The sequence below is a fragment of the Pseudomonas sp. PGPR40 genome (genome assembly GCF_022014505.1).
In the GTDB taxonomy this organism is placed as follows: Bacteria; Pseudomonadota; Gammaproteobacteria; order Pseudomonadales; family Pseudomonadaceae; genus Aquipseudomonas.
In genome coordinates, this window is the sequence record NZ_JAKLSP010000021.1 from 102,798 (window position 1) to 124,796 (window position 21,999).

A 21,999-nucleotide genomic window follows, 5' to 3' on the forward strand; every position below is an offset into this window, starting at 1 on the left:
GACATGAAGTTAGCCATTGTTACGGCCTGCCCGAACGGCATGGTCACCAGTGTGCTGTGTGCTCGTCTGCTTGATGCAGCCGCCCAGCGTCAGGGCTGGAGCACCAGTGTCGAAGTCGTTGATGCGGCCCATCCGGAACGCCAACTGTCGTCTGCGACCCTCGAGGCCGCCGAGTGGGTATTGCTGGTCACCAGCGGGCCAGTGGATATGTCACGGTTCGTCGGCAAACGCGTGTTCCAGAGCACCCCGGCCCAGGCCCTGCAAGATGTCGAAGCGCTGCTACGTCGCGGGGTGGAGGAGGCCGAGGTTTACGTCGCGCCCGAAGCCACCGCCGAGCCTGCTGCGGTGGTTAAAAATGCACCGCGCCTGGTGGCCGTCACCGCATGCCCGACCGGCGTCGCCCATACCTTCATGGCCGCCGAAGCTTTGCAGCAAGCGGCCAAACGCCTGGGTTACGACTTGCAAGTGGAAACCCAGGGCTCGGTCGGCGCACGCAATCCACTCAGCGCAGAGGCGATTGCCGATGCTGACGTGGTGCTGCTGGCGGCAGACATCGACGTCGCCACCGAGCGTTTCGCCGGCAAGAAAATCTACCGCTGTGGCACCGGCATCGCGCTGAAACAGGCCGAAGCGACGCTGAACAAAGCCCTGGCCGAAGGCAAGCAGGAAAGCGCTTCGACCGGCGCCAAAGGTCCGGCCAAACAAGAGAAGACCGGCCTCTACAAACACCTGCTGACCGGGGTGTCGTACATGTTGCCGATGGTGGTGGCGGGCGGTCTGATGATCGCCTTGTCCTTCGTGTTCGGCATCACCGCGTTCAAGGAGGAAGGCACGCTCGCGGCGGCGCTGATGCAGATCGGCGGCGATACCGCGTTCAAGCTGATGGTGCCACTGCTGGCGGGGTACATCGCCTACTCGATCGCTGACCGCCCGGGCTTGGCGCCGGGGATGATCGGTGGTTTGCTGGCGAGCACCCTGGGCGCCGGTTTCATCGGCGGGATCATTGCCGGTTTCATCGCCGGCTATGCGGCCCAGGCGATCAACCGCTATGCGCGCTTGCCGCAAAGTCTTGAGGCACTGAAACCGATCCTGATCATTCCGTTGCTGGCGAGCCTGTTCACCGGTCTGGTGATGATCTACGTGGTCGGCAAACCGGTGGCCGGGATGCTCGCAGGGCTCACGCACTTCCTCGACAGCATGGGCACCACCAACGCCATACTGCTCGGTGTATTGTTGGGCGGCATGATGTGCGTCGACCTCGGCGGGCCGATCAACAAGGCGGCTTACGCGTTTTCGGTGGGGCTGCTGGCGTCGCAAAGTTATGCGCCGATGGCCGCGACCATGGCCGCCGGCATGGTGCCGCCGATTGGCCTGGGCATCGCCACGTTCATTGCCCGGCGCAAGTTTGCCCAGACTGAACGCGAGGCCGGTAAAGCGGCGCTGGTATTGGGGCTGTGCTTTATCTCCGAAGGGGCGATTCCGTTTGCGGCGAAAGACCCGCTGCGAGTGATTCCGGCGAGCATCGCCGGCGGTGCGCTGACCGGCGCGTTGTCGATGTATTTCGGCTGCAAACTCATGGCGCCGCACGGTGGGTTGTTCGTGATGCTGATTCCGAACGCGATCAACCATGCACTGTTGTATCTGCTGGCGATCGTGGCCGGGAGTTTGCTGACGGCGGTGACGTATTCGGTGCTCAAACGGCCTGAGACGGTGGAATTGGTGCTGGAGCCGGTCAAGGCTTAAAAGCAAAAGATCGCAGCCTTCGGCAGCTCCCAGGATTGTGTTCGACCGCGATATTGCGGCGTACATCGAATCTGGAGTTGTTGACGGCTGCGATCTTTTTAATGTCTCCCCGATATCGAACCAGGCCGGCGACGTCGTTTGGTCATGGGGACGGCTTCAGTTTTCAGGATCAGTTCTGAAACCTGGCAGGCCCTGAGTTGAACGCCATTCCTTTACAGTCCGTGTAACGCCCTCGGCGGAATTGTCTTGACCGGGTTCCGGATAGAACATCAGATCAGTGCCATCCGGATGGCCGGTGAGCTTCCTGAATTGCGTGAGCAACTCACCAAGCTCTTCGTCTGATCCCCCTCTGTTGGTGGCACGTATCTTTTCAACGAAGCTAATGAACTCTGCCTCGGTGTAATCGGAAATGTTTGCCATGATGTGCCTATTTCGTCCTGTGCTGATTGATATGGTTCTTAGGGGTGTTCACTCGCAAGTTATCTACGTCATAGACGGCGCCACCATCGGCAATTCGCTCGACGTGGTGAATCTCGAAAGTACCTCGGTTTCCTACAGCGTCTCTATCACGAACGGCAGGGGCATTGCCTGACATTAAGCGGTCTTGAGCGTCTTCATTAAATTGGCTGAAAAGCTCCGGGTTATTCCCTATCGCTGTCCAGAACGCAGTTCTGAATTGGTTGAAGTTTTTAAATTCGCGCCCTCGTAGTACATCCGCAATCCGCGTTGGAATGGGGGCACCTAACCCAGTACCAGCCCCAGCAAGCCAAACCCCCGACACATCCTCGCCCACCCCCGTCACCCCGCCGGGTTCAAACCGGGCATTGAGCACGATATAGATCGGCTCAAGCCCCGTATCCGCAGGAAACCAGATGATCGCGTCCTGATAATCCGGCGGATGCTCCGGGTTCACCAGCGCCTTGTTGGCATGTTCGGTGGGCGGGTACACCCATATCGTCGGCAGTGGCGGGGCGCCTTCGAGGGCCGGGATGCGTGGTATATCGTCGGGGTTCGCCGCAGGCGTCCAGATCAGGCCGATGCCGTTGCCGAGGTCGGCGACAAACTGCTCGCCTTTCTGGGTGGCCTTGATGACCGGGACAAATTCCCAGTCTGTTTTCCCGCCGGTGTAGAAGCCGTAAGCGCTGACGGAGCCGTCCGGCAAGGTCTTCACGTTGAGGCGCACACGGGTTCGCCCGGTATTCAGTTCTGTGTACTGTTCTTTCTTGTAGAAGGCGCTGTCGGCGGAAAGGCGGGTATTGGGCATCAGGAGTGCCACGGTCCCGAGCGCTGCGCCGGCTGCCACGGCCGTGGAGCCTGAAAGCAGACCGAGTGCAAGCGAGCCGCCGAGTCGTTGGGCGATGGCGCCGGCCGTGGCTGAGCCTCTCACCAGTTTCAGGGGGACCCCGGCGGCTGTGATCGGCGCACCGGTGTCGAGCACGGCCCATAATCCGTAGTCGGCCAATTTCTCTACGGGGACAAATCCGCTCGGGTGGCTGTGATTGATGATGCCGTCAGGGAGGTTGCAGCTCTTGGCGAACACGCAACCCTGCAAATCGGGCTGAGCGTTGAGGGCGTCCTGTTGTTTTTTCTGATGCGCCTCCCAACGGGCGTTGGCCTCCAGTTCATGCTTGCGATTAATGGCGGCTACCGCTGCGCCGGCGTCCTGGAAGGCTTGTATCTGTGCCTGGGTGGGTTGTTGCCTTGGGGCGGGCAGAAAATCCGGAGTGTCCGGGAAACCGAGCTTTTTCATGAGCGCTTCTTGTTCGTCTGGGTTCACCTCGAACCTACTGAAAGGCTCAGAGGCTGGCGTTAGGACGTTTCCCAAAAGCGGCGCTGAAATTTCCTATTTCATGTTGTTACTGGAGGACGATGAGCAATGGCGCTGGTTCGGCTGCTCGATCCGTCTGCATAGCCACCCATCCCTGTAGGAGCGAGGCTTGCCCGCGAAGGCGTTTTTTCATTCAACATTGATATTGAGTGTTATGGCCTCTTCGCGGGCAAGCCTCGCTCCTACAAAGGATCTGTCATGCCTGATTCACATGGCCATGCTTAAGTTTTCCTTTTTCAGGGAGAACACCATGAGCGAATTCGACCTCGGTCGCCGTCGGGTCATGCAAGCCGTTGGCGCCGGGCTGCTGTTGCCAGGTCTGGCGCCGGCGGTGATCGCTTCGGTCAAGGATCGGCCACAACTCACCGATGGCGTGCAGTCCGGCGATTTGCTGGGCGACCGGGCGATGATCTGGAGCCGTAGCGACCGCGCGGCGCGGATGGTGGTGGAATGGGACACGCGTAGTCTGTTCAGTAATCCTCGTCGGTTCGTCTCGCCACTGGCCGATGCCCGCACCGACTTCACCGCTCGGGTCGAACTCACCGGGCTGCCCGCCGATCAGGCGATTTTCTACCGCGTGACTTTCGAAGACGCCCAGAGTGGTGTCGCCAGTGAACCCTGGTTCGGCCATCTGCGCAGCGCGCCAACCGTCGTGCGGAATATTCGGTTCGTCTGGAGCGGTGACACGGTCGGCCAAGGCTTCGGCATCAACCCGGACATTGGTGGCATGCGCATCTACGAAGCCATGCGTCTGCGCCTGCCGGACTTTTTTATCCACAGCGGCGACACCATCTACGCCGACGGTCCCGTACCTGCGCAGCTCACCACAGAGAGCGGCCGCGTGTGGCGCAACCTCACCAGCGAAGCCAAGAGCAAAGTCGCCGAAACCCTTGACGACTATCGCGGCAATTATCGCTACAACCTGATGGACGAAAATGTCCGCCGCTTCAACGCCGAAGTCCCGCAAATCTGGCAGTGGGACGACCACGAAGTGGTGAACAACTGGTCGCCGGGCAAGCAACTGGATGAGCGCTACAAGAGCAAAGATATCCACAGCCTGGTGGACCGGGCGCGCCAAGCCTGGCTGGAATATGCGCCGATGCGCTTGCAGAGTGCAGACGCTGGCGGACGGATTTATCGCAAGCTCAATTACGGGCCGATGCTGGATGTGTTCGTGCTCGACATGCGCAGTTATCGCGAAGCCAACGACGACAACCTCGGTGCCGCCAAAGCGTTTCTCGGTCGAGAGCAATTGGACTGGCTCAAGCGTGAATTGAAAGGCTCCCAGGCCCAATGGAAAGTCATCGCCACCGACATGCCCATCGGCCTCGGCGTGCCGGATGGTGAAGTCAGTCCCGGTGTGGCGCGGTGGGAAGCGGTGGCCAATGGTGATCCGGGCCCGGCTCAGGGCCGTGAAGTGGAAATCGCTGAATTGCTCGGTTTTCTGCGGGCGCAGCAGGTGCGTAATTTTGTCTTCCTCACGGCGGATGTGCATTACTGCGCCGCGCACCATTACCACCCGGACCGCGCGGCGTTTCAGGACTTCGAACCGTTCTGGGAGTTTGTTGCGGGTCCGCTGAATGCGGGGAGCTTCGGGCCTAATGCGCTGGATAAAACCTTCGGCCCCGAAGTGGTGTTCCAGAAGGCACCGGCGGCGCAGAACACCTCGCCGTTTGCCGGGTTTCAGTTTTTTGGTGAAGTGAACATAGATGGGCAAACGGGGGAGATGAGCGTCGTGCTGCGGGATCTGGATGGGGTGGGGGTGTTTGAGCGTAAGTTGCAGCCGGTTTAAGGGCTGCATGATCGTTCCCACGCTCTGCGTGGGAATGCCTCAACGGACGCTCCGCGTTCGGCTTGAAAGGGACGCGGAGCGTCCCGGGCTGCATTCCCACGCGGAGCGTGGGAACGATCAGAACAGTCACGTGTGTGTCAGTAGACGTCGCGGCGGTAGCGGCCTTGTTCGATCAGGCGGTCGACCTCTTCAATGCCGAGCAATTCGTTGAGCACGTGATCCACCCCTGAAGCCATCCCCTGCAAACTGCCGCAGATGTAAATCACGGCGCCATCGGCCAGCCATTTCTTCAATTCAACCGCCGACTCGCGCAGGCGATCCTGCACATAGATCTTCTCGGCCTGATCCCGGGAAAACGCCAGATCCAGACGCGCCAGATCGCCGTTGATCAACCATTCTTCCAGCTCGGCACTGCACAGGTAATCGTGTTCCCGATTACGCTCGCCGAACAGCAGCCACTGGCGCTGCTGCCCGTCGGCAATCCGTGCCTTGAGCAAACTGCGCAACCCGGCCAGTCCGGTGCCGTTGCCCAACAGGATCATCGGAACGGGTTCGTTCGGTAGATGGAAGCCACTGTTGCGCCGCACCCGCAAACTGATGCCGCTACCCTCGGGCGCATGCTCGGTCAACCAGCCGGAACCGACGCCCAAGGTGCCGTCGGAATGCACTTCCTGACGCACAATCAATTCCAGCACGCCGTCGGCGGCGATCGAGGCGATGGAGTATTCGCGCATGGCCAATAGCACCAGGGCGTCCGCCAGCGCTTGGGCGTGCAGGCCGACCAGATGAGCGCGGTTCTCGGGCAGTTGGCGGCTGGCCAGGGCTTGTTCCAGGGTTTGCGACAGGCCATCGAACTCAACCCTGGCCCGACCGTCAATCCCCAGGCCGTCGAGGAAATGCTCGATGGCCCACGGACAATTACGCGGCAGTACTTCCACCAGGTCACCAGCCAGCCAGCTGCTGGTGGTGGGGGCGGTGAGGCCGAGCAAGTACACAGGCGAACCACTGCTGTCCGGGTTCATCAATTCGCGGCGGGTCAGGGTCCAGTTGTCGTAGCTGGGTGCCTGCCAGGTATCCACCGGCGTCTGTCCAGTCAGCAAGCCGAGTTGCTGTTGCCAGTGACGCAAGGCGTAAGGATCACCGCTGTCGACCTCCACCGGGGCGAACAAGGTCTTGCCGCCGTGCTCGCCCAGCCAGGTGTGCAAGCGACGGGCGAAGCCGCAGAAGTGTTGATACTGGCGGTCACCGAGGCCGAGCACGGCATAGTTAAGGCTGTCGAAGCTCAGCGCACGGCCCAGCACTTTGCGTTCGAATCCTCGAGCGCTGTCCGGTGCTTCACCGTCGCCGAAGGTGCTGACCACAAATAGCGCGTTGCTGGAATCCTGCAGGTCCTGTTCACTGACATTCGCCAATGGTTGAACCTTCACCGGCAACCCGGCGGCCTGCAATTGCCCGGCGGTCTGCCAGGCGAGCTGTTCGGCGAATCCGCTCTGGCTGGCGAAGCCGATCAGCCATGCGGGCGCGTCGCTGCCCGGTTGCGCGAGGCCTTTGCGGGCATCCTTGATTTGACGTTTCTTGCGTCGACGGTCCAGGTACAGCAACCAGCCAGTGATGAAAAACAGCGGCATGGCCAGCGCGGCGATCGTCAGGATTATCCGACCGACCATCCCGAAATAGCTGCCGACGTGCAGCGCATAAATACTGGTCAGCAGCTGCGCCTTGAGGCTCTTGTCGCTGTAGCGGTCATGACGGCTGACGATGCCGGTCGCCGGATCGAGGATGATCTGGTTCCGCGCCTGGTCGTGGGGGGAATTCTTCAGCAGGTAGAACACCGTTGCCGGTTGGCCGGCCACGGGCGGCATACGCACGTTGTAGGATGAAAGATCAGGGCCGGCGGCGCTGTAGATGCTGCTCCATATGGCGGCGTAGTCGGCGGTGGGGGCCGGGCCGCTTGGTGCGGGACCGCGACCACTGCGCACTCGCTCGTTCTGCGGCGAATCGGAAAGCAGTCGCGTCAGGCCCTTGTTGTACCACTCGTACGACCAGAACAACCCGGTCAACGCCGCCAAAAGATAGAGCACCAGGCACCAGGTACCGGCCACCGAGTGCAGATCCCAGTTGAAGCTGCGACCCTTTTTATTCCAGTCCAGGGTCAGCCAGGCGCGCCAGCTTTTCCACTGGCGCGGCCAGCGCAGGTACAGGCCGGACAGGCAGAAGAACAGCAGAATCAGCGTACAGGCGCCGGTGATCTGCCGGCCGATATCGTCCATGGCCAGAACCCGGTGCAGTTGCAGCATCAGGCCAAAGAAATCCTGGCCGGTGACAGCGCCCATGAACTCGCCGGTGTACGGGTCGAAGTAACGCATCGGCCCGCGACGTTCGCCAGGCGGCGCCGTGAAGATCACCCGCGCGGCGTTGCCGCTGTCGGTTTCGACCCAGAGCATCGAGACGGTTTTGCCCGAAGCACCTTCGATTTTTTCCACCAGCTCAGCCGGGGGCAGCACGCCGGCTATCTGCTTATCGACGTGTAGCACAGAGGGGTTCAGTGCCCGCAGGATTTCATCCTGAAACGATACCGCCGCCCCGGTGATGCCCATCAGGGCCAGGACCAGTCCGGCGCTGATGCCGAAAAACCAGTGCAACTGGAACAGGGATTTCTTCAACACGTCGCTCGCCTTGTTCGTTCAAAAATTATCATCACGGCGCGCATTATGCCGTGAGTTGTCGAGAAGCATTCTTTTTTACACACAAAAGCCCCGTTCACTTCGATGAACGGGGCTTTGGCCTGATGTCAGTCAGTTACGCCGCGGAACCTGTGGGAGCGGCGGTGCGACGATTCGACTTGCTCGCGAAAGCGGTGGGTCAGGCAACATCAATGTTGACTGTGCCGCCGTCTTCGCGAGCAAGCCCGCTCCCACAGAGATTCTCGTTTAAATGACTGGCATTGGGGCTTTGGCCTTTCGCTTCTGCTATCAGAAGTGGAAGTTGGCACTCAGCAGGGCGGTACGGCCCGCCGCGACGTGGGCGTAGTGGTTCTGGAGTATCTGGTCGAAGTAATGCTCGTCGGTCAGGTTCTGTACGTTGAGTTGCAGGTCGACGTTCTTGGTCAGGCGATAGCTGGCCATCGCGTCGTAACGCCAGTAGGACGGGATTTCCACCGAGTTGGCGACGTTGCCGAACTGGGAATCGACGTAGGTCGCACCGGCACCGACGGTCAACTTGTCCGGCACCAGGTCGTAGGTCGACCAGAACGTGAAGTTGTTCTGTGGAGTGCTCGGCATATGGTTGCCTTCATCGGCGGCGAGTGTGGTCTTGACCACTTCGCTGTCCATATAGGTGTAGCCGCCGAAGACTCTCCAGTTGCGCGTCAGCTTGCCGGAGTAGCTCAGTTCCAGGCCATTGACCTGCTGTTCACCGTCCAGCACTTGAGTGGTGCCGCCGTCCGGGTCGTTGATCCGCGCGTTGGTTTTCTCGGTACGGAACAGCGCGGCGGTCAGCGACAGATCGTCACCGAAGAAGTCCCACTTGGTACCGATCTCGTAGTTGCGGTTTTTTTCCGGCTCCAGCGTGCTGTTGTTCGCTGCCAGTTCCAGGCCACCGTTGCCGCTGGTTTCGCCGGCCGGGTTGCTGGAAGTGGAGTAGGCCGCGTAGATGCTGCCGTTAGGCAGTGGGTTATAGACCACGCCGATTTGGTAGTTCACCAGGTCGCTGGTGTTCTCACGGGAGAAACTGCCCGCTGGGGCTGTGCTGCTAGCGTTGGCGAAGCCGCTGGATTCGACCTGGAAGTTGTCGTAACGCAGGCCCAGGTTCAGGGACCATTGCTCGTTGAACTTCAGGGTATCGAACACGTAGGCCGCAGCGGTTTTGGTGTCGGTATCGGTGAAGGCTTTGCTGTCGGTGATGGTGCCGCTCCAGTGATCCCCGGGCGTCGGGTTGTACAGACTGGTGCAGTCGCCGGAGGTGAACAGGGCGCTGTTGCACCGGGTGCCGCTGGCGGTGGAGGTCAAGAGGTACGGGCGGTTGTGGGTGTCCTGATAGGAAAACTCAAGACCGGTCACCAGGCTGTGCTCAATGGCGCCAGTGTTGAATTTGGCGCTCAGGTCGGTCTGGTTGACCCATCCGCTGGACGTCGAGTTACGGCTCTTAGCACCCCGGTACACGTTGCCATTGACCACGTTGCCCTTGCTGTCGTCCGGGTTGGTGACGATGTAGTCCAGGGTCGAGCGGGACATGCGGAAGCTGTTCGACACAGTCAGGTCTTCATTCAGATCGTGTTCGATCTTGAGGGTGCCGCTGTCATTGGTGGTCTCGCGAAAGTCGCGACCGGTGAGGCCGTAGAAGTTGTCGCGATCGACATTCACAGGCTTATCGACGTTGTGCTTGCTGCGGTTGGGGCTCAAGGTCAACGGGATGCCATAGTCGGGCATGTCGTCGGTTTCGACGTGGTAGTAGCCGACGGTCAAGCGGGTATCGGTGCCCAGTCCGAAAGCGAAGGACGGCGCTACGCCCCAGCGACTGACGTCCACGGCATCACGGCCGGCGACGTTGGCTTCGTGCTTCATCAGGTTCAGACGCACGGCCGAGGTGTCGGTCATCTGCTGGTTCAGATCCAGAGTGGTGCGCTTGGTCTGATCCGAACCCCAAGTGAAGCCGCCGTTGTAGGCATTGCCCAGTTTGGCAGTCTTGCTCACCAGGTTCAGGCTGCCACCGGTGGAACCGGCGCCGGTGAAGGCCGACCCGGGGCCTTTGCTGACTTCGATCGATTCGACGTTGAAGATCTCGCGGCTCTGGGACGCCGGGTCGCGCATGCCGTCGACGAACGTGTCGCTTTCGGCGTTGAAACCACGAATGATCGGACGATCGCCCGCCGGGTTGCCCCCTTCACCGGCACCGAAGGTGATGCCTGGGGTGGTGCGCAGGGCGTCGACCAGGCTGGTGGCGCCAGTGTCGCGAATCACTTGTTGCGGGATCACAGTGACGCTTTTCGGCGTCTCGCGCAGGGGCGCGGTGTACTTCTTGGAGGCCGAAGTATCGGTCTTGTAGGAGGCGTCATCCTGCTCGCCCACAACACTGGTCGCGTCCAGGGAAATCGCATTGTTCAGTGCTTTTTCGCCGCTCTTCTCGGCCGCGAAAACCATGTGGCCCGCAGAGCCGGCAGTGATCGCCATGCCAATTGCAGAGGCGAGCAAACGCGGTGAACTGACCGTTAATTGTAGTTGTTGGCGTGACATGTGAATTCCCCTCCCCAAGGATTTGAGGCCGCGGAATATAGGGTAAACAGGTATCTGTATCAATTGCGAAACGTTGCTATTCGCGATTAATTTACATTCTTTACAATTTGCCTTTACGGTTTTTCGGTTTCATTCGTCTGCCGGGGTTTTACAGGTGCAATAAGAATCAATACCATTGGCGCCCCTTTGCCTTCAGGTGTCTTTTCATGTTGCTGCACATTCCCGGCGTGTTCGCGAAAGAAGAAGTGCAGCGTATTCGCGAGGCCCTGACACAGGCGGATTGGGCCGATGGCAAAATCACCGCCGGTTACCAGTCGGCCAAGGCCAAGCACAATCTGCAACTGCCTGAAGGGCATCCGCTGGCCAAGGAAATCGGTGCGGCGATGCTCGAACGGTTGTGGAAAAATCCGCAGTTCATGTCGGCGGCATTACCGCACAAGGTCTTCCCTCCGTTACTGAACTGCTACACGGCTGGGGGCAGTTTTGACTTTCACATCGACAACGCCGTGCGTCAGCCCAAGGGCAGCATCGAGCGGGTGCGCACCGACCTGTCGGCAACACTGTTCTTCAGCGAACCGGAGGACTACGACGGCGGCGAACTGGAAATCCAGGACACCTTCGGTACCCAGCGCGTGAAGTTGCCGGCCGGCGACATGGTCCTGTATCCCGGCACCAGCTTACACAAGGTCAACGCCGTTACGCGTGGCACCCGTTACGCCTCGTTTTTCTGGACGCAAAGCCTGGTGCGGGAAGACAGCCAGCGTGCCTTGCTGTTCGAGATGGACGGGGCGATTCAACAGCTGACCCAAGACATGCCCGACCACCCTTCATTGATCCGCCTGACTGGCACCTATCACAACCTGTTGCGTCGTTGGGTCGAGGTGTAAGTGACGGACTTTCGCTTACGCCGCGAGGAAATCCTCGATGGCGACCACCTCAAATCGATGCTCGAAGAAAGCCCGGCGCGAGCGGCTCAGGCGATTCTGATCGCCGCCCGTGAAGGCGTGCTCGATGCTCAGGCGTTGCTCGGGCAGATCCTGCTGGACGGGCGAGGGATTGAGCAGGATCAGCCGCTGGCTGTGCGCTGGTTCGAGATCGCCGCCCAGGGCGGACACCCGATGGCGCGCAACATGCTCGGCCGTTGTCATGAACATGGCTGGGGTTGCACCGCCGACGCCACGATCGCCGCGGAGCACTATCGTGTTGCCGCTGAAACCGGACTGGATTGGGCGATGTACAACTACGCCAATCTGCTGGCTACTGGTCGTGGAGTGATCGAGGATCAGGTACAAGCGCTAGGCCTTTATCGCCGCGCCGCTGAACTGGGGCATGCAAAGTCGATGAACCTGCTGGGGCGTTATCTGGAAGAAGGCCGGGTTTGTCCGGCAGATCCGCTAGCTGCCCGTGACTGGTATCGACGCTCGGCGGTCGGCGGGGATTTTCGTGGGCAGTTCAGTTATGCCGCCGTTCTGGCGGATGAAGGCAAGATCGCCGAGGCGCTGGGTTGGCTGCACAAGGCACTGGATGGCGGTAATCTGAATTTTTTGCGGGTGGCGAGTCAGACGTTATCGATGTCGACTGATCCAAGGATTCATGGGCTGGTCACCGAGTATCAACAGCGTGCTCGGGAGCTGACCCCGGGGATAGATCGTTCCCACGCTCTGCGTGGGAATGCAGCCCTGGGACGCTCCGCGTCCCTGCCGAAGCGGACGCGGAGCGTCCATTGAGGCATTCCCACGCAGAGCGTGGGAACGATCAGCTGAACAGAAATTTCTGCGTGTAGCGCTTACACGTAGAACGACTTCAGCGGCGGGAAGCCATTGAACTCAACGGCGCTGTAGCTGGTTGTGTACGCACCGGTCGACAACCAGTACAAACGGTCACCGATCGCCAGGTTCAACGGCAGGCCGTACTTGTAGTTCTCGTACATGATGTCGGCGCTGTCGCAGGTCGGGCCGGCGATAACCACTTCTTCCATCTCGCCTTTCTTCTCGGTCCAGATCGGGAACTTGATGGCTTCGTCCATGGTTTCGATCAGACCGGAGAATTTGCCCACATCCGTGTACACCCATCGCTCAACGGCGGTACGGGATTTACGCGCCACCAGCACCACTTCACTGACCAGAATGCCGGCGTTGGCGATCAGCGAACGGCCCGGCTCCAGGATGATTTCCGGCAGCTCGTCGCCGAAGTCTTCCTTGAGGAAGCGGATGATTTCTTCAGCGTAGGTTTCCAGGCTGTTGGTGCGGGTGATGTAGTTGGCCGGGAAGCCGCCGCCCATGTTGATCAGCTTCAGGTGGATGCCGTCTTCTTCTTTCAGACGCTCGAAGATCACTTTGACCTTGGCGATGGCCGCGTCCCAAACGCTGATGTCGCGCTGCTGCGAACCAACGTGGAACGAGATGCCATAAGGCACCAGGCCCAGGTCGCGAGCAAGGATCAGCAGGTCCATGGCCATGTCGGTCTGGCAGCCGAATTTACGCGACAGTGGCCAGTCAGCGGTGGTCGAACCTTCAGTCAGGATGCGCACATAGACTTTCGAGCCTGGAGCAGCCTTGGCGATGTTGCGCAGGTCGGCTTCGGAGTCGGTGGCATACAGACGCACGCCCTTGTCGTAGAAGTAGCGAATGTCTTTGGATTTCTTGATGGTGTTGCCGTAGCTGATGCGATCCGGGCCGACGCCCTGGTTCATCACTTTGTCGAGCTCGTAGATCGAGGCGATGTCGAAGTTCGAGCCTTTCTCTTTGAGCAGGTCGATGATTTCAACGGCCGGGTTGGCCTTGACTGCGTAGTAGACCTTGGCGAATTCGAAACCGGCGCGCAGGTCGTCGTAGGCCTGGCTAATCATCGCGGTGTCGATCACCACGAACGGGGTTTCTTGTTTGTCGGCGAAAGCCTTCATTTTCTGGAAGGTATCGCGCGCGAAATAGTCTTCGACGTTGATCGACATGCTGGGAACTCCTACTGGCAAACTGAAATTATCAATGGGTGCAAATGAACGCCCTCCGTATCCCCACTTTGGTTCGCCTACTTCCCAAGGCATGTCGCCGAAAGCAAAAAGGCCATGGGAGGCGGTGCTTACCCTTGGCCTTGCTGTCTCGTCGTCAGTACTTGAGCCGGATGGATCGTTTCCAGCATGGACGTTCGGCGCGAACTTTAGGGCGTGAGGGGCTTGAGATCAACAAAAAATGTCGCGTTTTTGCACGCATCCGTCGTGCGGTGCCGGACAGCTACTGATGTAACCGACCTGCATGACAGTGTGATGTTCCCTTCAATGCTCGTTCCCACGCTCTGCGTGGGAATGCATCCAGAGACGCTCTGCGTCTCAAAGGGGGGACGCAGAGCGTCCAGGGCGGCATTCCCACGCGGAGCGTGGGAACGATCAGTAGAAAGGGATCAGGCCAACGCGGCTTCCGCTGGCGAAACAATGCTGGTCTTGCCCCCACGAGACTTACCAGAGCTCAAATATTCGGCAATCGATTCCTGGGTCACCTCACCCAGGAACACCCGCTCGGCATCCATTACCGGCAGCCACGAGCGGTTGAACTCGTACATGCGCGACAGCAGGATGCGCAAATGCTCGTCGTAGGCCGCTGTGGCGTTGAACTCGCGCAAGTACTGCGCGCAGGTGCCGGTCTGACGGTGCAGGTCGCGACGTCGTACATATCCCAGGGCCTTGTTCTCGGAACAGGTGACCGCCACATAACGCCGGTCATGCTCATCCATCAATTCCAGCGCTTCGGCCACGGGAGTCTGCGGGCTGACGGATGGCGCGTTGTCCGCCGCATCTTCGGCTTTGACCAGCAGCAGACGCTTGAGGGTGCTGTCCTGGCCGACGAAGTTGCTGACAAAGTCATCCGTCGGGTGCGCGAGCAGAGTGTCGGGGTGATCGATTTGCAGCAGTTTGCCGGCACGGAAGATCGCGATCTTGTCGCCCAGCTTGATGGCTTCGTCGATGTCGTGGCTGACCATGATCACGGTTTTGTTCAGGGCCCGTTGCATCTCGAAGAATTCATTCTGGATCATCTCGCGGTTGATCGGGTCGACCGCACCGAATGGTTCGTCCATCAACAGCAACGGCGCATCCGCTGCCAGTGCACGAATCACGCCGATCCGCTGCTGTTGGCCGCCGGACAGTTCTCGCGGATAGCGAGTCAGATACTGCTTGGGTTCGAGCTTGATCATGCTCATCAACTCGCGGGCACGGTCGTGGCATTTCTGTTTGTCCCAGCCGAGCAGGCGCGGAACGATGGTGATATTTTCCTCGATGGTCATGTTCGGGAACAGACCGATCTGCTGGATCACATAACCGATGTTGCGCCGCAACGTCACTTCGTCGAGGCCGGTGGTGTCTTCGCCGTTGATCAGGATCTTGCCGGAGGTTGGCTTGATCAGGCGATTGATCATCTTCAGCGTGGTGCTTTTGCCGCAGCCCGATGGCCCGAGGAACACACAGATTTCGCCTTCATTGACGGTCAGGCTTACCGAGTCCACGGCTTTCACATCTTTGCCGTTGCTTTGGAAGGTCTTGCTGAGGTTTTGAAGTTCGATCATTTCAGGAGTCCTTTTGGAGTCAGCGTGCGTTGCAGCCATTGCAGAAGCAGGTCGGCGAAGATGGCCAGGAGACTGACCAGCACGGCGCCGACGATCAGCATCGACATGTCGCTGCGGCTGATGGAAGCGAGAATGAGTACACCGAGGCCACCGGCGCCGATGGTCGCGGCGATGGTCATCACACCGATGTTCATCACCACGGCGGTGCGCACACCGGCGAGGATCACCGGCACGGCGATGGGCAGTTCGACCATGCGCAGGCGCTGGCCGAAGGTCATGCCGATGCCACGCGCTGCTTCGCGAATGCCCGGTTCGACGTTGGTCAGGGCGAGGTAGGTGTTGCGCATGATCGGCAGCAACGAGTACAGAAATACCGCGGTGATTGCCGGCATCGGGCCCAAGCCCTGGCCAAATTTCGAGTAGAAGGGCAGCAGCAGGCCGAATAGCGCAATCGATGGCACGGTCAGCAGCACTGTGGCGCTGGCTTGCAAGGGGCCGGCCAGTGTCGGGAAGCGAGTCATCAGGATGCCCAGCGGCACGCCGACCACAATCGCCAGGGTGACGGCGATGCCGACCAGGGTGATGTGCTGCCAGGTCAGCTGCAAAACCTGCGGCCAATCGAGATGGGAAAAGGCGTTCAAAAATTCCATGGCTTTTCCTCCTCAGTTGATGGGGTGCTGGCGCAGGAAATCTGCAGCAACGGATGAAGGACTTTCGTGATCGACATCGACCCGCGCATTCAGCTGACGCATAGTTTCGTCATCGAACAGTTCGGCCAGCGGCTTGAGTTCTTCGGCGAGTTTCGGGTGGGCGTCGAGGTAAACCTGACGCACCACCGGCGCGGCGGTGTAGTCGGGGAAGTAGTGTTTGTCGTCTTCCAGCAATTTGAGCTTGAAGGCGTTCAAGCGACCGTCGGTGGTGTAGACCAGACCGGCGAACACCTGGCCATTGCGCAGGGCGGTGTAGACCAGCCCGGCGTCCATCTGACGGATGTTGTTGCGGGTCAGGTTCATGCCGTAGAGATCCACCATGCCATCGAGACCGTCGGAGCGGTTGGCGAACTCAGTGTCCAGCGCTACCAGATGATTTTGCTTCTGCTCCGCCTGCATCACCGCGTTCAGCTCGCTCATGGTGTTGATCTGCGGATAAGCCTTCGCGGTGTTTTCCGGCAGTGCCAGGGCGTAGGTATTGCTGAATTTCGACGGGGTGAGCCAGACCAGGCCTTTTTTCGCGTCGAGTTCTTTTACTCGGGCGTAGGACTGTTCGCTGTCGAGTTTTTCAGTGACATGGTTGTAGGCCACGAGCGAAACGCCGGTGTATTCCCACATCAAATCCAATTGACCACTTTCGTGGGCGCTGCGGGCCAGATTGCTGCCCAGACCGCCCGTCACTTGGGTGTCGTAACCTTTGGTGCGCAAGTATTGGGAAGTGATTTCCGCCAGCAAGGTTTGTTCGGTAAACACCCGGGCGCCGATGCGAATCAGCGGTTTTTCAGCGGCTTGGGCAAATCCTGCGAACAGCAGAACGCAGCCTAGTAAAAAGCTAAATGTCTTCATGGATATTCCTTTGCCGAGGCTTAAGACGGGCGCAAGCCGCGTTCGAGCCAGAGGCGGCTGGCGAGTGTCACCAGTCCGTCGAGCAGCAAGGCCAGCAGGGCGGTGCATGCCGCGCCGAGCAGCAGTTGCGACTGATTGTTCAGGGCAATGCCGGGGAAAATCAGGCTGCCCAGGCTATTGGCGCCGATCAGGAACGCCAGCGGTGCAGTCCCGACGTTGATTGCCAGCGCCACGCGGCATGGCGTTCGGCAGTTCGACCCGCCACAGCACCTGAGTCGGTGTCATGCCGATGCCGACGGCGGCTTCCTTGAGCGAACTCTGAACGTTTTTCAGCCCTTCATAGGTGTTGCGCACAATCGGCAACAGCGAGGCGAGGAACAAGGCGAAGATCGCCGGGCCGCTACCGATGCCGAGGATCCCGAGGGCGATGGCCAGTACGGCGAGAGGCGGCACGGTGTTGCCGATGTTGAAGATCTGCATGAAGCGTTCGGCGCGTCCAACCATGGTCGGGCGGCTGAGGAAGATGCCGGCGGGGATGCCCACAGCGAGGGCGGCCAGCATGGAAGCGAGGACAAGAATCAGATGAGCTTGCAGGTAAAACAGCAAATCGTCGCGGTACTGTTCGATCGTGTTGATGCCGATCCAGTGGATCAGCAGGGCCAGAAGGGCGATTACCAGCGCGCCTCCTATCAGCCCTTTGCCATAGTGGATAGCCACAGGCGGACTCCTTTTTTCAGTCGGCGGACGCAGTCCCGTGTGGCATGCCATTCCTGGCTGCCGGGAAATCAACGTTCGCGAGAAGCAGCTCTATCAGTGCCGGTAAACCCGGCATGAAATCGAGCCATAAGCGCAGCCTCGTCAGGCTAACTTGCTGATTTTTCAACCCTGACGAATAGCCGTAACAGGGGAGTGGACGCCTCCACGCTCTGAAAGGTTCCCATCTGAAGCAGCATTTGGCCACCCCTAATGTGCTCAACGGTTCGGTTCTTCGATGAAGTTGGGCTATAATCGCGGCCCTTTTTTGAATCACCTGCCAGGCGATTTCCCATGACCAAACAGGCCGCCGAAGTCGCGAAACGCCGCACTTTCGCCATTATTTCCCACCCCGATGCCGGTAAAACCACCATCACCGAGAAACTCTTGCTGATGGGCAAGGCGATTGCGGTTGCCGGCACGGTGAAATCTCGCAAGTCCGACCGCCATGCCACCTCCGACTGGATGGAAATGGAAAAACAACGGGGTATTTCCATTACCACGTCGGTCATGCAGTTCCCGTATCGCGAGCACATGATCAACCTGCTCGACACCCCGGGCCACGAAGACTTCTCCGAAGATACCTACCGCACTCTGACAGCGGTGGACTCGGCCTTGATGGTCCTCGACGGCGGTAAGGGTGTAGAGCCACGGACCATCGCCCTGATGGACGTCTGCCGTCTGCGTGACACGCCGATCGTCAGCTTCATCAACAAACTCGACCGTGACATCCGCGACCCGATCGAACTGCTCGACGAAATCGAAGCGGTCCTGAAGATCAAGGCCGCGCCGATCACCTGGCCGATCGGTTGCTACCGCGATTTCAAGGGTGTTTACCACCTCGCCGACGACTACATCATCGTCTACACCGCTGGTCACGGCCACGAGCGCACCGACGTGAAAATCATCGAGAAACTCGACTCCGATGAAGCCCGCGAGCACTTGGGCGACGAGTACGATCGCTTCGTTGATCAGCTGGAACTGGTGCAGGGCGCCTGCCACGAATTCAATCAACAGGAATTCCTCGACGGCCAACTGACACCGGTGTTCTTCGGTACCGCATTGGGCAACTTCGGTGTCGATCACGTGCTCGACGCCGTGGTCAACTGGGCGCCGAAACCGCTGGCCCGCGTCGCCAACGAACGCACCGTGGAACCGGTTGAAGAAAAATTCTCAGGCTTCGTGTTCAAGATCCAGGCGAACATGGACCCGAAACACCGCGACCGCATCGCCTTCATGCGGATTTGCTCCGGCAAGTACGAAAAAGGCATGAAAATGCGTCATGTACGCACCGGCAAAGACGTGCGGATCGGCGATGCGCTGACGTTCTTCTCCTCCGAGCGTGAGCAGCTGGAAGAAGCGTTTGCCGGCGACATCATCGGTTTGCACAACCACGGCACCATCCAGATCGGCGACACCTTCACTGAAGGCGAAGTCCTGGGCTTCACCGGCATCCCGCACTTCGCCCCGGAACTGTTTCGTCGCGTGCGTCTGCGTGATCCGCTGAAATCCAAGCAACTGCGCCAAGGCTTGCAGCAACTGGCCGAAGAAGGCGCCACTCAGGTGTTCTTCCCCGAGCGCAGCAACGATATCATCCTCGGCGCTGTCGGTGTGCTGCAGTTCGATGTGGTCGCCAGCCGTTTGAAAGAGGAATACAAGGTCGAATGCTCTTATGAGCCGATTACCGTTTATTCCGCGCGCTGGGTCGAATGCAGCGACAAGAAGAAGCTTGAGGAATTCTCCAACAAAGCGGTGGAAAACCTCGCGCTGGACGGTGGCGGTCACTTGACCTACCTCGCCCCGACCCGGGTCAACCTGGCGCTGATGGAAGAGCGCTGGCCGGATGTGAAATTCCGTGCGACGCGTGAGCATCATTAAGCGCTGAGCCGTAACACCCAAAGCCCCGATGCGTAAGCCTCGGGGCTTTTTTGTGCCGCCGCGGTCAGGAGCGGGCTTGCTCGCGAAAGCGGCCTTTCATTCAATATTGATATCGACTGACCCGACGCCTTCGCGAGCAAGCCCGCTCCCACATTGGATCATCACTGTTAGTGGGTTTGGGTATAGCCCTTATTCGAAACCAATCTCTTCGCCAACGGCATTTTCTGCTACCCGGTAGCATCCTCTCTGGAGAACCCGGTCAATCGGAACTAAATTTCATTCAGGACCTTTCAGGCATCCATGCATCACCCACAAAGGATGGAATCGGCTATGAGCATTTTTCAACGCATTGTGTTGTTGCTAAAGGTTTTGGTGATGCTGTCCCTCGGCACGTCGGCGGTGGCGTGGGCAGAATGTCAGGACCATGAAAAACAGGCCTTGAACGGGCAAGGCGTGCACAGCGAGCTGATGATCGCTGCGACCGAAGCAGATGATGACGACCCGGACGTCGATGAGGAAGAGGAAGAGGAAGACACGTAAACGTAAATGACGGACAAAAGAAAATCCCTCCTGCCGGACTGATGCGCAATCGAAGCAGAAGGGGTGAGCAGCGCAATCCGTGTGGGAGCGGGCTTGCTCGCGAAAGCGCAATGTCAGGCGACGTCAATGTTGACTGTGCCTCCGCCTTCGCGAGCAAGCCCGCTCCCACATTTATGCCGCGCCGTCGAGAAATTGCTCGGCGTAATGACAAGCCACCTGACGCGTATCGACCAGGCGCAGCAGCGGCTCTTCGGTGGTGCAGCGCTCGGTCGCGTACGGGCAGCGCTTGTGGAAGGCGCAGCCGGACGGCGGGTTCAGCGGGTTGGGCAGTTCGCCGACGATCTTGATTTTCGGTTTGTCCGGGTCCGGGTGGATGGTCGGAGTGGCCGACAACAGCGCCTGGGTGTAGGGGTGCAGAGGACGAGTGTAGATGTCCTCTTTCGGGCCCATTTCCACCGGGCGGCCGAGGTACATCACCATCACGTGATCGGCGACGTGACGCACCACGGCCAGGTTGTGGGAGATGAACACGTAGGCGGTATTGAACTCTTGCTGCAAATCCATGAACAGGTTGAGTACCTGGGCCTGAATCGATACGTCCAGGGCCGAGGTCGGTTCGTCTGCGACCAGCACTTTCGGGTGCAGCATCATCGCGCGGGCCAGGGCAATACGTTGGCGCTGTCCGCCGGAGAACATGTGCGGGTAACGCTGGTAGTGCTCGGGACGCAAGCCCACCTGTTTCATCATCGCCTGGACTTTGTCGCGACGTTCCGCAGCGCTCAGGTTGGTGTTGATCAGCAGCGGCTCTGCCAGTTGATCACCGATCTTCTGCCGTGGGTTCAGCGATGCGTACGGGCTCTGGAACACCATCTGCACGTCTTTGCGCAGCTGCTTGCGTTGAGCCTTGTCGGCGCCGGCGACTTCCTGTCCGGCGATTTTCAAGGAGCCGGAGGAGGGCTCCTCGATCAGTGTCAGGGCGCGAGCCAGGGTGGATTTTCCGCAACCCGATTCGCCCACGACGGCGAGGGTTTTGCCGGCTTCCAGTTCGAACGACACACCGTTAAGGGCGCGCACGGTCGCATGGCCCTTGAACAGGCCACGGGACACTTCGTAGTGACGGGTCAAGTTGCGGGCGGTAAGTACGACGGCCATTACGCCACCTCCTGATTCAGCGGGTAGAAGCAGCGGGCGAGGCTGTTGCTTTTCGGGTCAAGGGTTGGGCGTTGTGCGCGGCAATTGTCCTGCACGTACGGGCAGCGAGGCGACAGCAGGCAGCCTTGCGGGCGGTCGTAACGACCGGGAACGATGCCCGGCAGCGTCGACAGGCGCGCGGCACCCAGGCTGTGTTCCGGAATGGCCTTGAGCAGTGCTTCGCTGTAGGGGTGCGCCGGGATGTCGAACAGTTGTGGCACCTGACCGACTTCCACCGCCTGGCCGGCGTACATCACGCAGACGCGCTGGGCGGTTTCGGCCACGACCGCGAGGTCGTGAGTGATCAGCACCAGGCCCATGTTCTGCTCTTTTTGCAGGGCCAGCAGCAGGTCCATGATCTGCGCCTGAATCGTTACGTCCAGCGCAGTGGTCGGTTCGTCGGCGATCAGCAGTTTCGGTTCGCCGGCAATTGCCATGGCAATCGCCACGCGCTGGCTCATGCCGCCGGACAGTTGATGCGGGTAGGCATCCATACGGCTGGCGGCGCCGGGGATTTCCACTTTTTCCAGCAGTTCGATGGCGCGCTTGCGGGCGTCCTTTCTGGACATTTTCAGGTGCAGGCGCAGCACTTCTTCGATCTGGAAGCCGACGGTGTAGCTCGGGTTCAGCGCGGTCATCGGGTCCTGGAACACCATGGCCAGGTCTTTGCCGACGATTTGCCGACGTTGACGGTTGCTGAGCTTGAGCATGTTCTTGCCGTCGAAATTCAGGGCGTCGGCAGTGACGATCCCCGGATGCTCGATCAGGCCCATCAGCGCCATCATGGTCACGGACTTGCCGGAACCCGATTCGCCGACGATGGCCAGCACTTCACCTTTGTCCACGGAAATGTCGAGACCGTCGACAACCGGAACAGCGTTGGCGTCGCCGAAGCGAACGTTGAGATTCTTGATTTCTAACAGTGACATTGGA

The 21,999-nt window shown here is 59.7% G+C and carries 16 protein-coding genes and 1 pseudogene; 6 read left to right on the plus strand and 11 right to left on the minus strand.

The window, feature by feature from the left end:
* Positions 1-3 precede the first annotated feature (3 nt).
* On the plus strand, positions 4-1,743 hold the full coding sequence (locus MEB48_RS18820) for a PTS fructose-like transporter subunit IIB (RefSeq protein WP_237885472.1): 1,740 nt from the start codon (positions 4-6) through the stop codon (positions 1,741-1,743).
* A gap of 156 nt (positions 1,744-1,899) precedes the next feature.
* Here MEB48_RS18820 and MEB48_RS18825 read toward each other — a convergent pair whose 3' ends face one another.
* The gene (locus tag MEB48_RS18825; RefSeq protein ID WP_237885473.1) at positions 1,900-2,163 is read right to left on the minus strand and encodes a bacteriocin immunity protein; all 264 of its coding nucleotides are present in this window, start codon (positions 2,161-2,163) and stop codon (positions 1,900-1,902) included.
* Between the two features lie 7 nt (positions 2,164-2,170).
* On the minus strand, positions 2,171-3,493 hold the full coding sequence (locus MEB48_RS18830) for an S-type pyocin domain-containing protein (protein WP_237885474.1): 1,323 nt from the start codon (positions 3,491-3,493) through the stop codon (positions 2,171-2,173).
* Between the two features lie 328 nt (positions 3,494-3,821).
* Here MEB48_RS18830 and MEB48_RS18835 point away from each other — a divergent pair, with 328 nt between their 5' ends.
* Complete coding sequence (locus MEB48_RS18835) at positions 3,822-5,363, plus strand: alkaline phosphatase D family protein (protein WP_237885475.1); 1,542 nt, start codon at positions 3,822-3,824, stop codon at positions 5,361-5,363.
* Positions 5,364-5,500: 137 nt separating this feature from the next.
* Here MEB48_RS18835 and MEB48_RS18840 read toward each other — a convergent pair whose 3' ends face one another.
* Complete coding sequence (locus MEB48_RS18840; RefSeq protein WP_237885476.1) at positions 5,501-8,029, minus strand: PepSY domain-containing protein; 2,529 nt, start codon at positions 8,027-8,029, stop codon at positions 5,501-5,503.
* 306 nt (positions 8,030-8,335) lie between these two features.
* Positions 8,336-10,594, minus strand: a complete 2,259-nt coding sequence (locus MEB48_RS18845; protein ID WP_237885477.1) for a TonB-dependent receptor — start codon at positions 10,592-10,594, stop codon at positions 8,336-8,338.
* A gap of 206 nt (positions 10,595-10,800) precedes the next feature.
* Here MEB48_RS18845 and MEB48_RS18850 point away from each other — a divergent pair, with 206 nt between their 5' ends.
* Together MEB48_RS18850 and MEB48_RS18855 are read left to right on the plus strand one after the other, a co-directional pair.
* Positions 10,801-11,481, plus strand: a complete 681-nt coding sequence (locus MEB48_RS18850; RefSeq protein ID WP_123721297.1) for a Fe2+-dependent dioxygenase — start codon at positions 10,801-10,803, stop codon at positions 11,479-11,481.
* A 57-nt stretch (positions 11,482-11,538) separates the two neighbouring features.
* The gene (locus MEB48_RS18855) at positions 11,539-12,321 is read left to right on the plus strand and encodes a tetratricopeptide repeat protein (RefSeq protein ID WP_237885492.1); all 783 of its coding nucleotides are present in this window, start codon (positions 11,539-11,541) and stop codon (positions 12,319-12,321) included.
* Positions 12,322-12,380: 59 nt separating this feature from the next.
* Here the strand turns inward: MEB48_RS18855 and MEB48_RS18860 are convergent, their stop codons facing one another.
* The 5 genes and pseudogenes from MEB48_RS18860 to MEB48_RS18880 form a co-directional block, all read right to left on the minus strand.
* Positions 12,381-13,544 carry a type III PLP-dependent enzyme gene (locus tag MEB48_RS18860; protein ID WP_008067252.1) on the minus strand — a complete coding sequence of 388 codons (1,164 nt, stop codon included), beginning with the start codon at positions 13,542-13,544 and terminating at the stop codon, positions 12,381-12,383.
* Between the two features lie 446 nt (positions 13,545-13,990).
* Positions 13,991-15,148, minus strand: a complete 1,158-nt coding sequence (locus MEB48_RS18865) for an osmoprotectant ABC transporter ATP-binding protein OsmV (protein ID WP_237885478.1) — start codon at positions 15,146-15,148, stop codon at positions 13,991-13,993.
* Positions 15,145-15,798 carry an ABC transporter permease gene (locus MEB48_RS18870; protein ID WP_237885479.1) on the minus strand — a complete coding sequence of 218 codons (654 nt, stop codon included), beginning with the start codon at positions 15,796-15,798 and terminating at the stop codon, positions 15,145-15,147. Before MEB48_RS18870 ends, MEB48_RS18865 begins: the two co-directional genes overlap by 4 nt.
* A 12-nt stretch (positions 15,799-15,810) precedes the next feature.
* Positions 15,811-16,704, minus strand: coding sequence for a glycine betaine ABC transporter substrate-binding protein (locus tag MEB48_RS18875; protein WP_237885480.1), 894 nt, complete (start codon positions 16,702-16,704; stop codon positions 15,811-15,813).
* 20 nt (positions 16,705-16,724) lie between these two features.
* Positions 16,725-17,421, minus strand: a pseudogene (locus MEB48_RS18880) (ABC transporter permease).
* 330 nt (positions 17,422-17,751) lie between these two features.
* Here MEB48_RS18880 and MEB48_RS18885 point away from each other — a divergent pair.
* Together MEB48_RS18885 and MEB48_RS18890 are read left to right on the plus strand one after the other, a co-directional pair.
* On the plus strand, positions 17,752-19,335 hold the full coding sequence (locus MEB48_RS18885) for a peptide chain release factor 3 (protein WP_237885481.1): 1,584 nt from the start codon (positions 17,752-17,754) through the stop codon (positions 19,333-19,335).
* A gap of 330 nt (positions 19,336-19,665) precedes the next feature.
* Positions 19,666-19,875 carry a hypothetical protein gene (locus MEB48_RS18890; protein WP_237885482.1) on the plus strand — a complete coding sequence of 70 codons (210 nt, stop codon included), beginning with the start codon at positions 19,666-19,668 and terminating at the stop codon, positions 19,873-19,875.
* A 171-nt stretch (positions 19,876-20,046) separates the two neighbouring features.
* Here MEB48_RS18890 and MEB48_RS18895 read toward each other — a convergent pair whose 3' ends face one another.
* The gene (locus tag MEB48_RS18895; protein WP_237885483.1) at positions 20,047-21,027 is read right to left on the minus strand and encodes a peptide ABC transporter ATP-binding protein; all 981 of its coding nucleotides are present in this window, start codon (positions 21,025-21,027) and stop codon (positions 20,047-20,049) included.
* The gene (locus tag MEB48_RS18900; RefSeq protein ID WP_237885484.1) at positions 21,027-21,995 is read right to left on the minus strand and encodes an ABC transporter ATP-binding protein; all 969 of its coding nucleotides are present in this window, start codon (positions 21,993-21,995) and stop codon (positions 21,027-21,029) included. The genes MEB48_RS18895 and MEB48_RS18900 overlap by 1 nt, the downstream gene beginning before the upstream one ends.
* Positions 21,996-21,999: the final 4 nt, after the last annotated feature.

Bases quoted from the DNA above. Each gene is read 5' to 3' on its own strand.
- MEB48_RS18895 (WP_237885483.1), bottom strand. From the start codon at position 21,027: ATGGCCGTCGTACTTACCGCCCGCAACTTGACCCGTCACTACGAAGTG.
- MEB48_RS18850 (WP_123721297.1), top strand. From the start codon at position 10,801: ATGTTGCTGCACATTCCCGGCGTGTTCGCGAAAGAAGAAGTGCAGCGT.
- MEB48_RS18860 (WP_008067252.1), bottom strand. From the start codon at position 13,544: ATGTCGATCAACGTCGAAGACTATTTCGCGCGCGATACCTTCCAGAAA.
- MEB48_RS18820 (WP_237885472.1), top strand. From the start codon at position 4: ATGAAGTTAGCCATTGTTACGGCCTGCCCGAACGGCATGGTCACCAGT.
- MEB48_RS18875 (WP_237885480.1), bottom strand. From the start codon at position 16,704: ATGAAGACATTTAGCTTTTTACTAGGCTGCGTTCTGCTGTTCGCAGGA.
- MEB48_RS18900 (WP_237885484.1), bottom strand. From the start codon at position 21,995: ATGTCACTGTTAGAAATCAAGAATCTCAACGTTCGCTTCGGCGACGCC.
- MEB48_RS18865 (WP_237885478.1), bottom strand. From the start codon at position 15,148: ATGATCGAACTTCAAAACCTCAGCAAGACCTTCCAAAGCAACGGCAAA.
- MEB48_RS18835 (WP_237885475.1), top strand. From the start codon at position 3,822: ATGAGCGAATTCGACCTCGGTCGCCGTCGGGTCATGCAAGCCGTTGGC.
- MEB48_RS18825 (WP_237885473.1), bottom strand. From the start codon at position 2,163: ATGGCAAACATTTCCGATTACACCGAGGCAGAGTTCATTAGCTTCGTT.
- MEB48_RS18870 (WP_237885479.1), bottom strand. From the start codon at position 15,798: ATGGAATTTTTGAACGCCTTTTCCCATCTCGATTGGCCGCAGGTTTTG.
- MEB48_RS18855 (WP_237885492.1), top strand. From the start codon at position 11,539: ATGCTCGAAGAAAGCCCGGCGCGAGCGGCTCAGGCGATTCTGATCGCC.
- MEB48_RS18890 (WP_237885482.1), top strand. From the start codon at position 19,666: ATGAGCATTTTTCAACGCATTGTGTTGTTGCTAAAGGTTTTGGTGATG.
- MEB48_RS18885 (WP_237885481.1), top strand. From the start codon at position 17,752: ATGACCAAACAGGCCGCCGAAGTCGCGAAACGCCGCACTTTCGCCATT.
- MEB48_RS18830 (WP_237885474.1), bottom strand. From the start codon at position 3,493: ATGAAAAAGCTCGGTTTCCCGGACACTCCGGATTTTCTGCCCGCCCCA.
- MEB48_RS18845 (WP_237885477.1), bottom strand. From the start codon at position 10,594: ATGTCACGCCAACAACTACAATTAACGGTCAGTTCACCGCGTTTGCTC.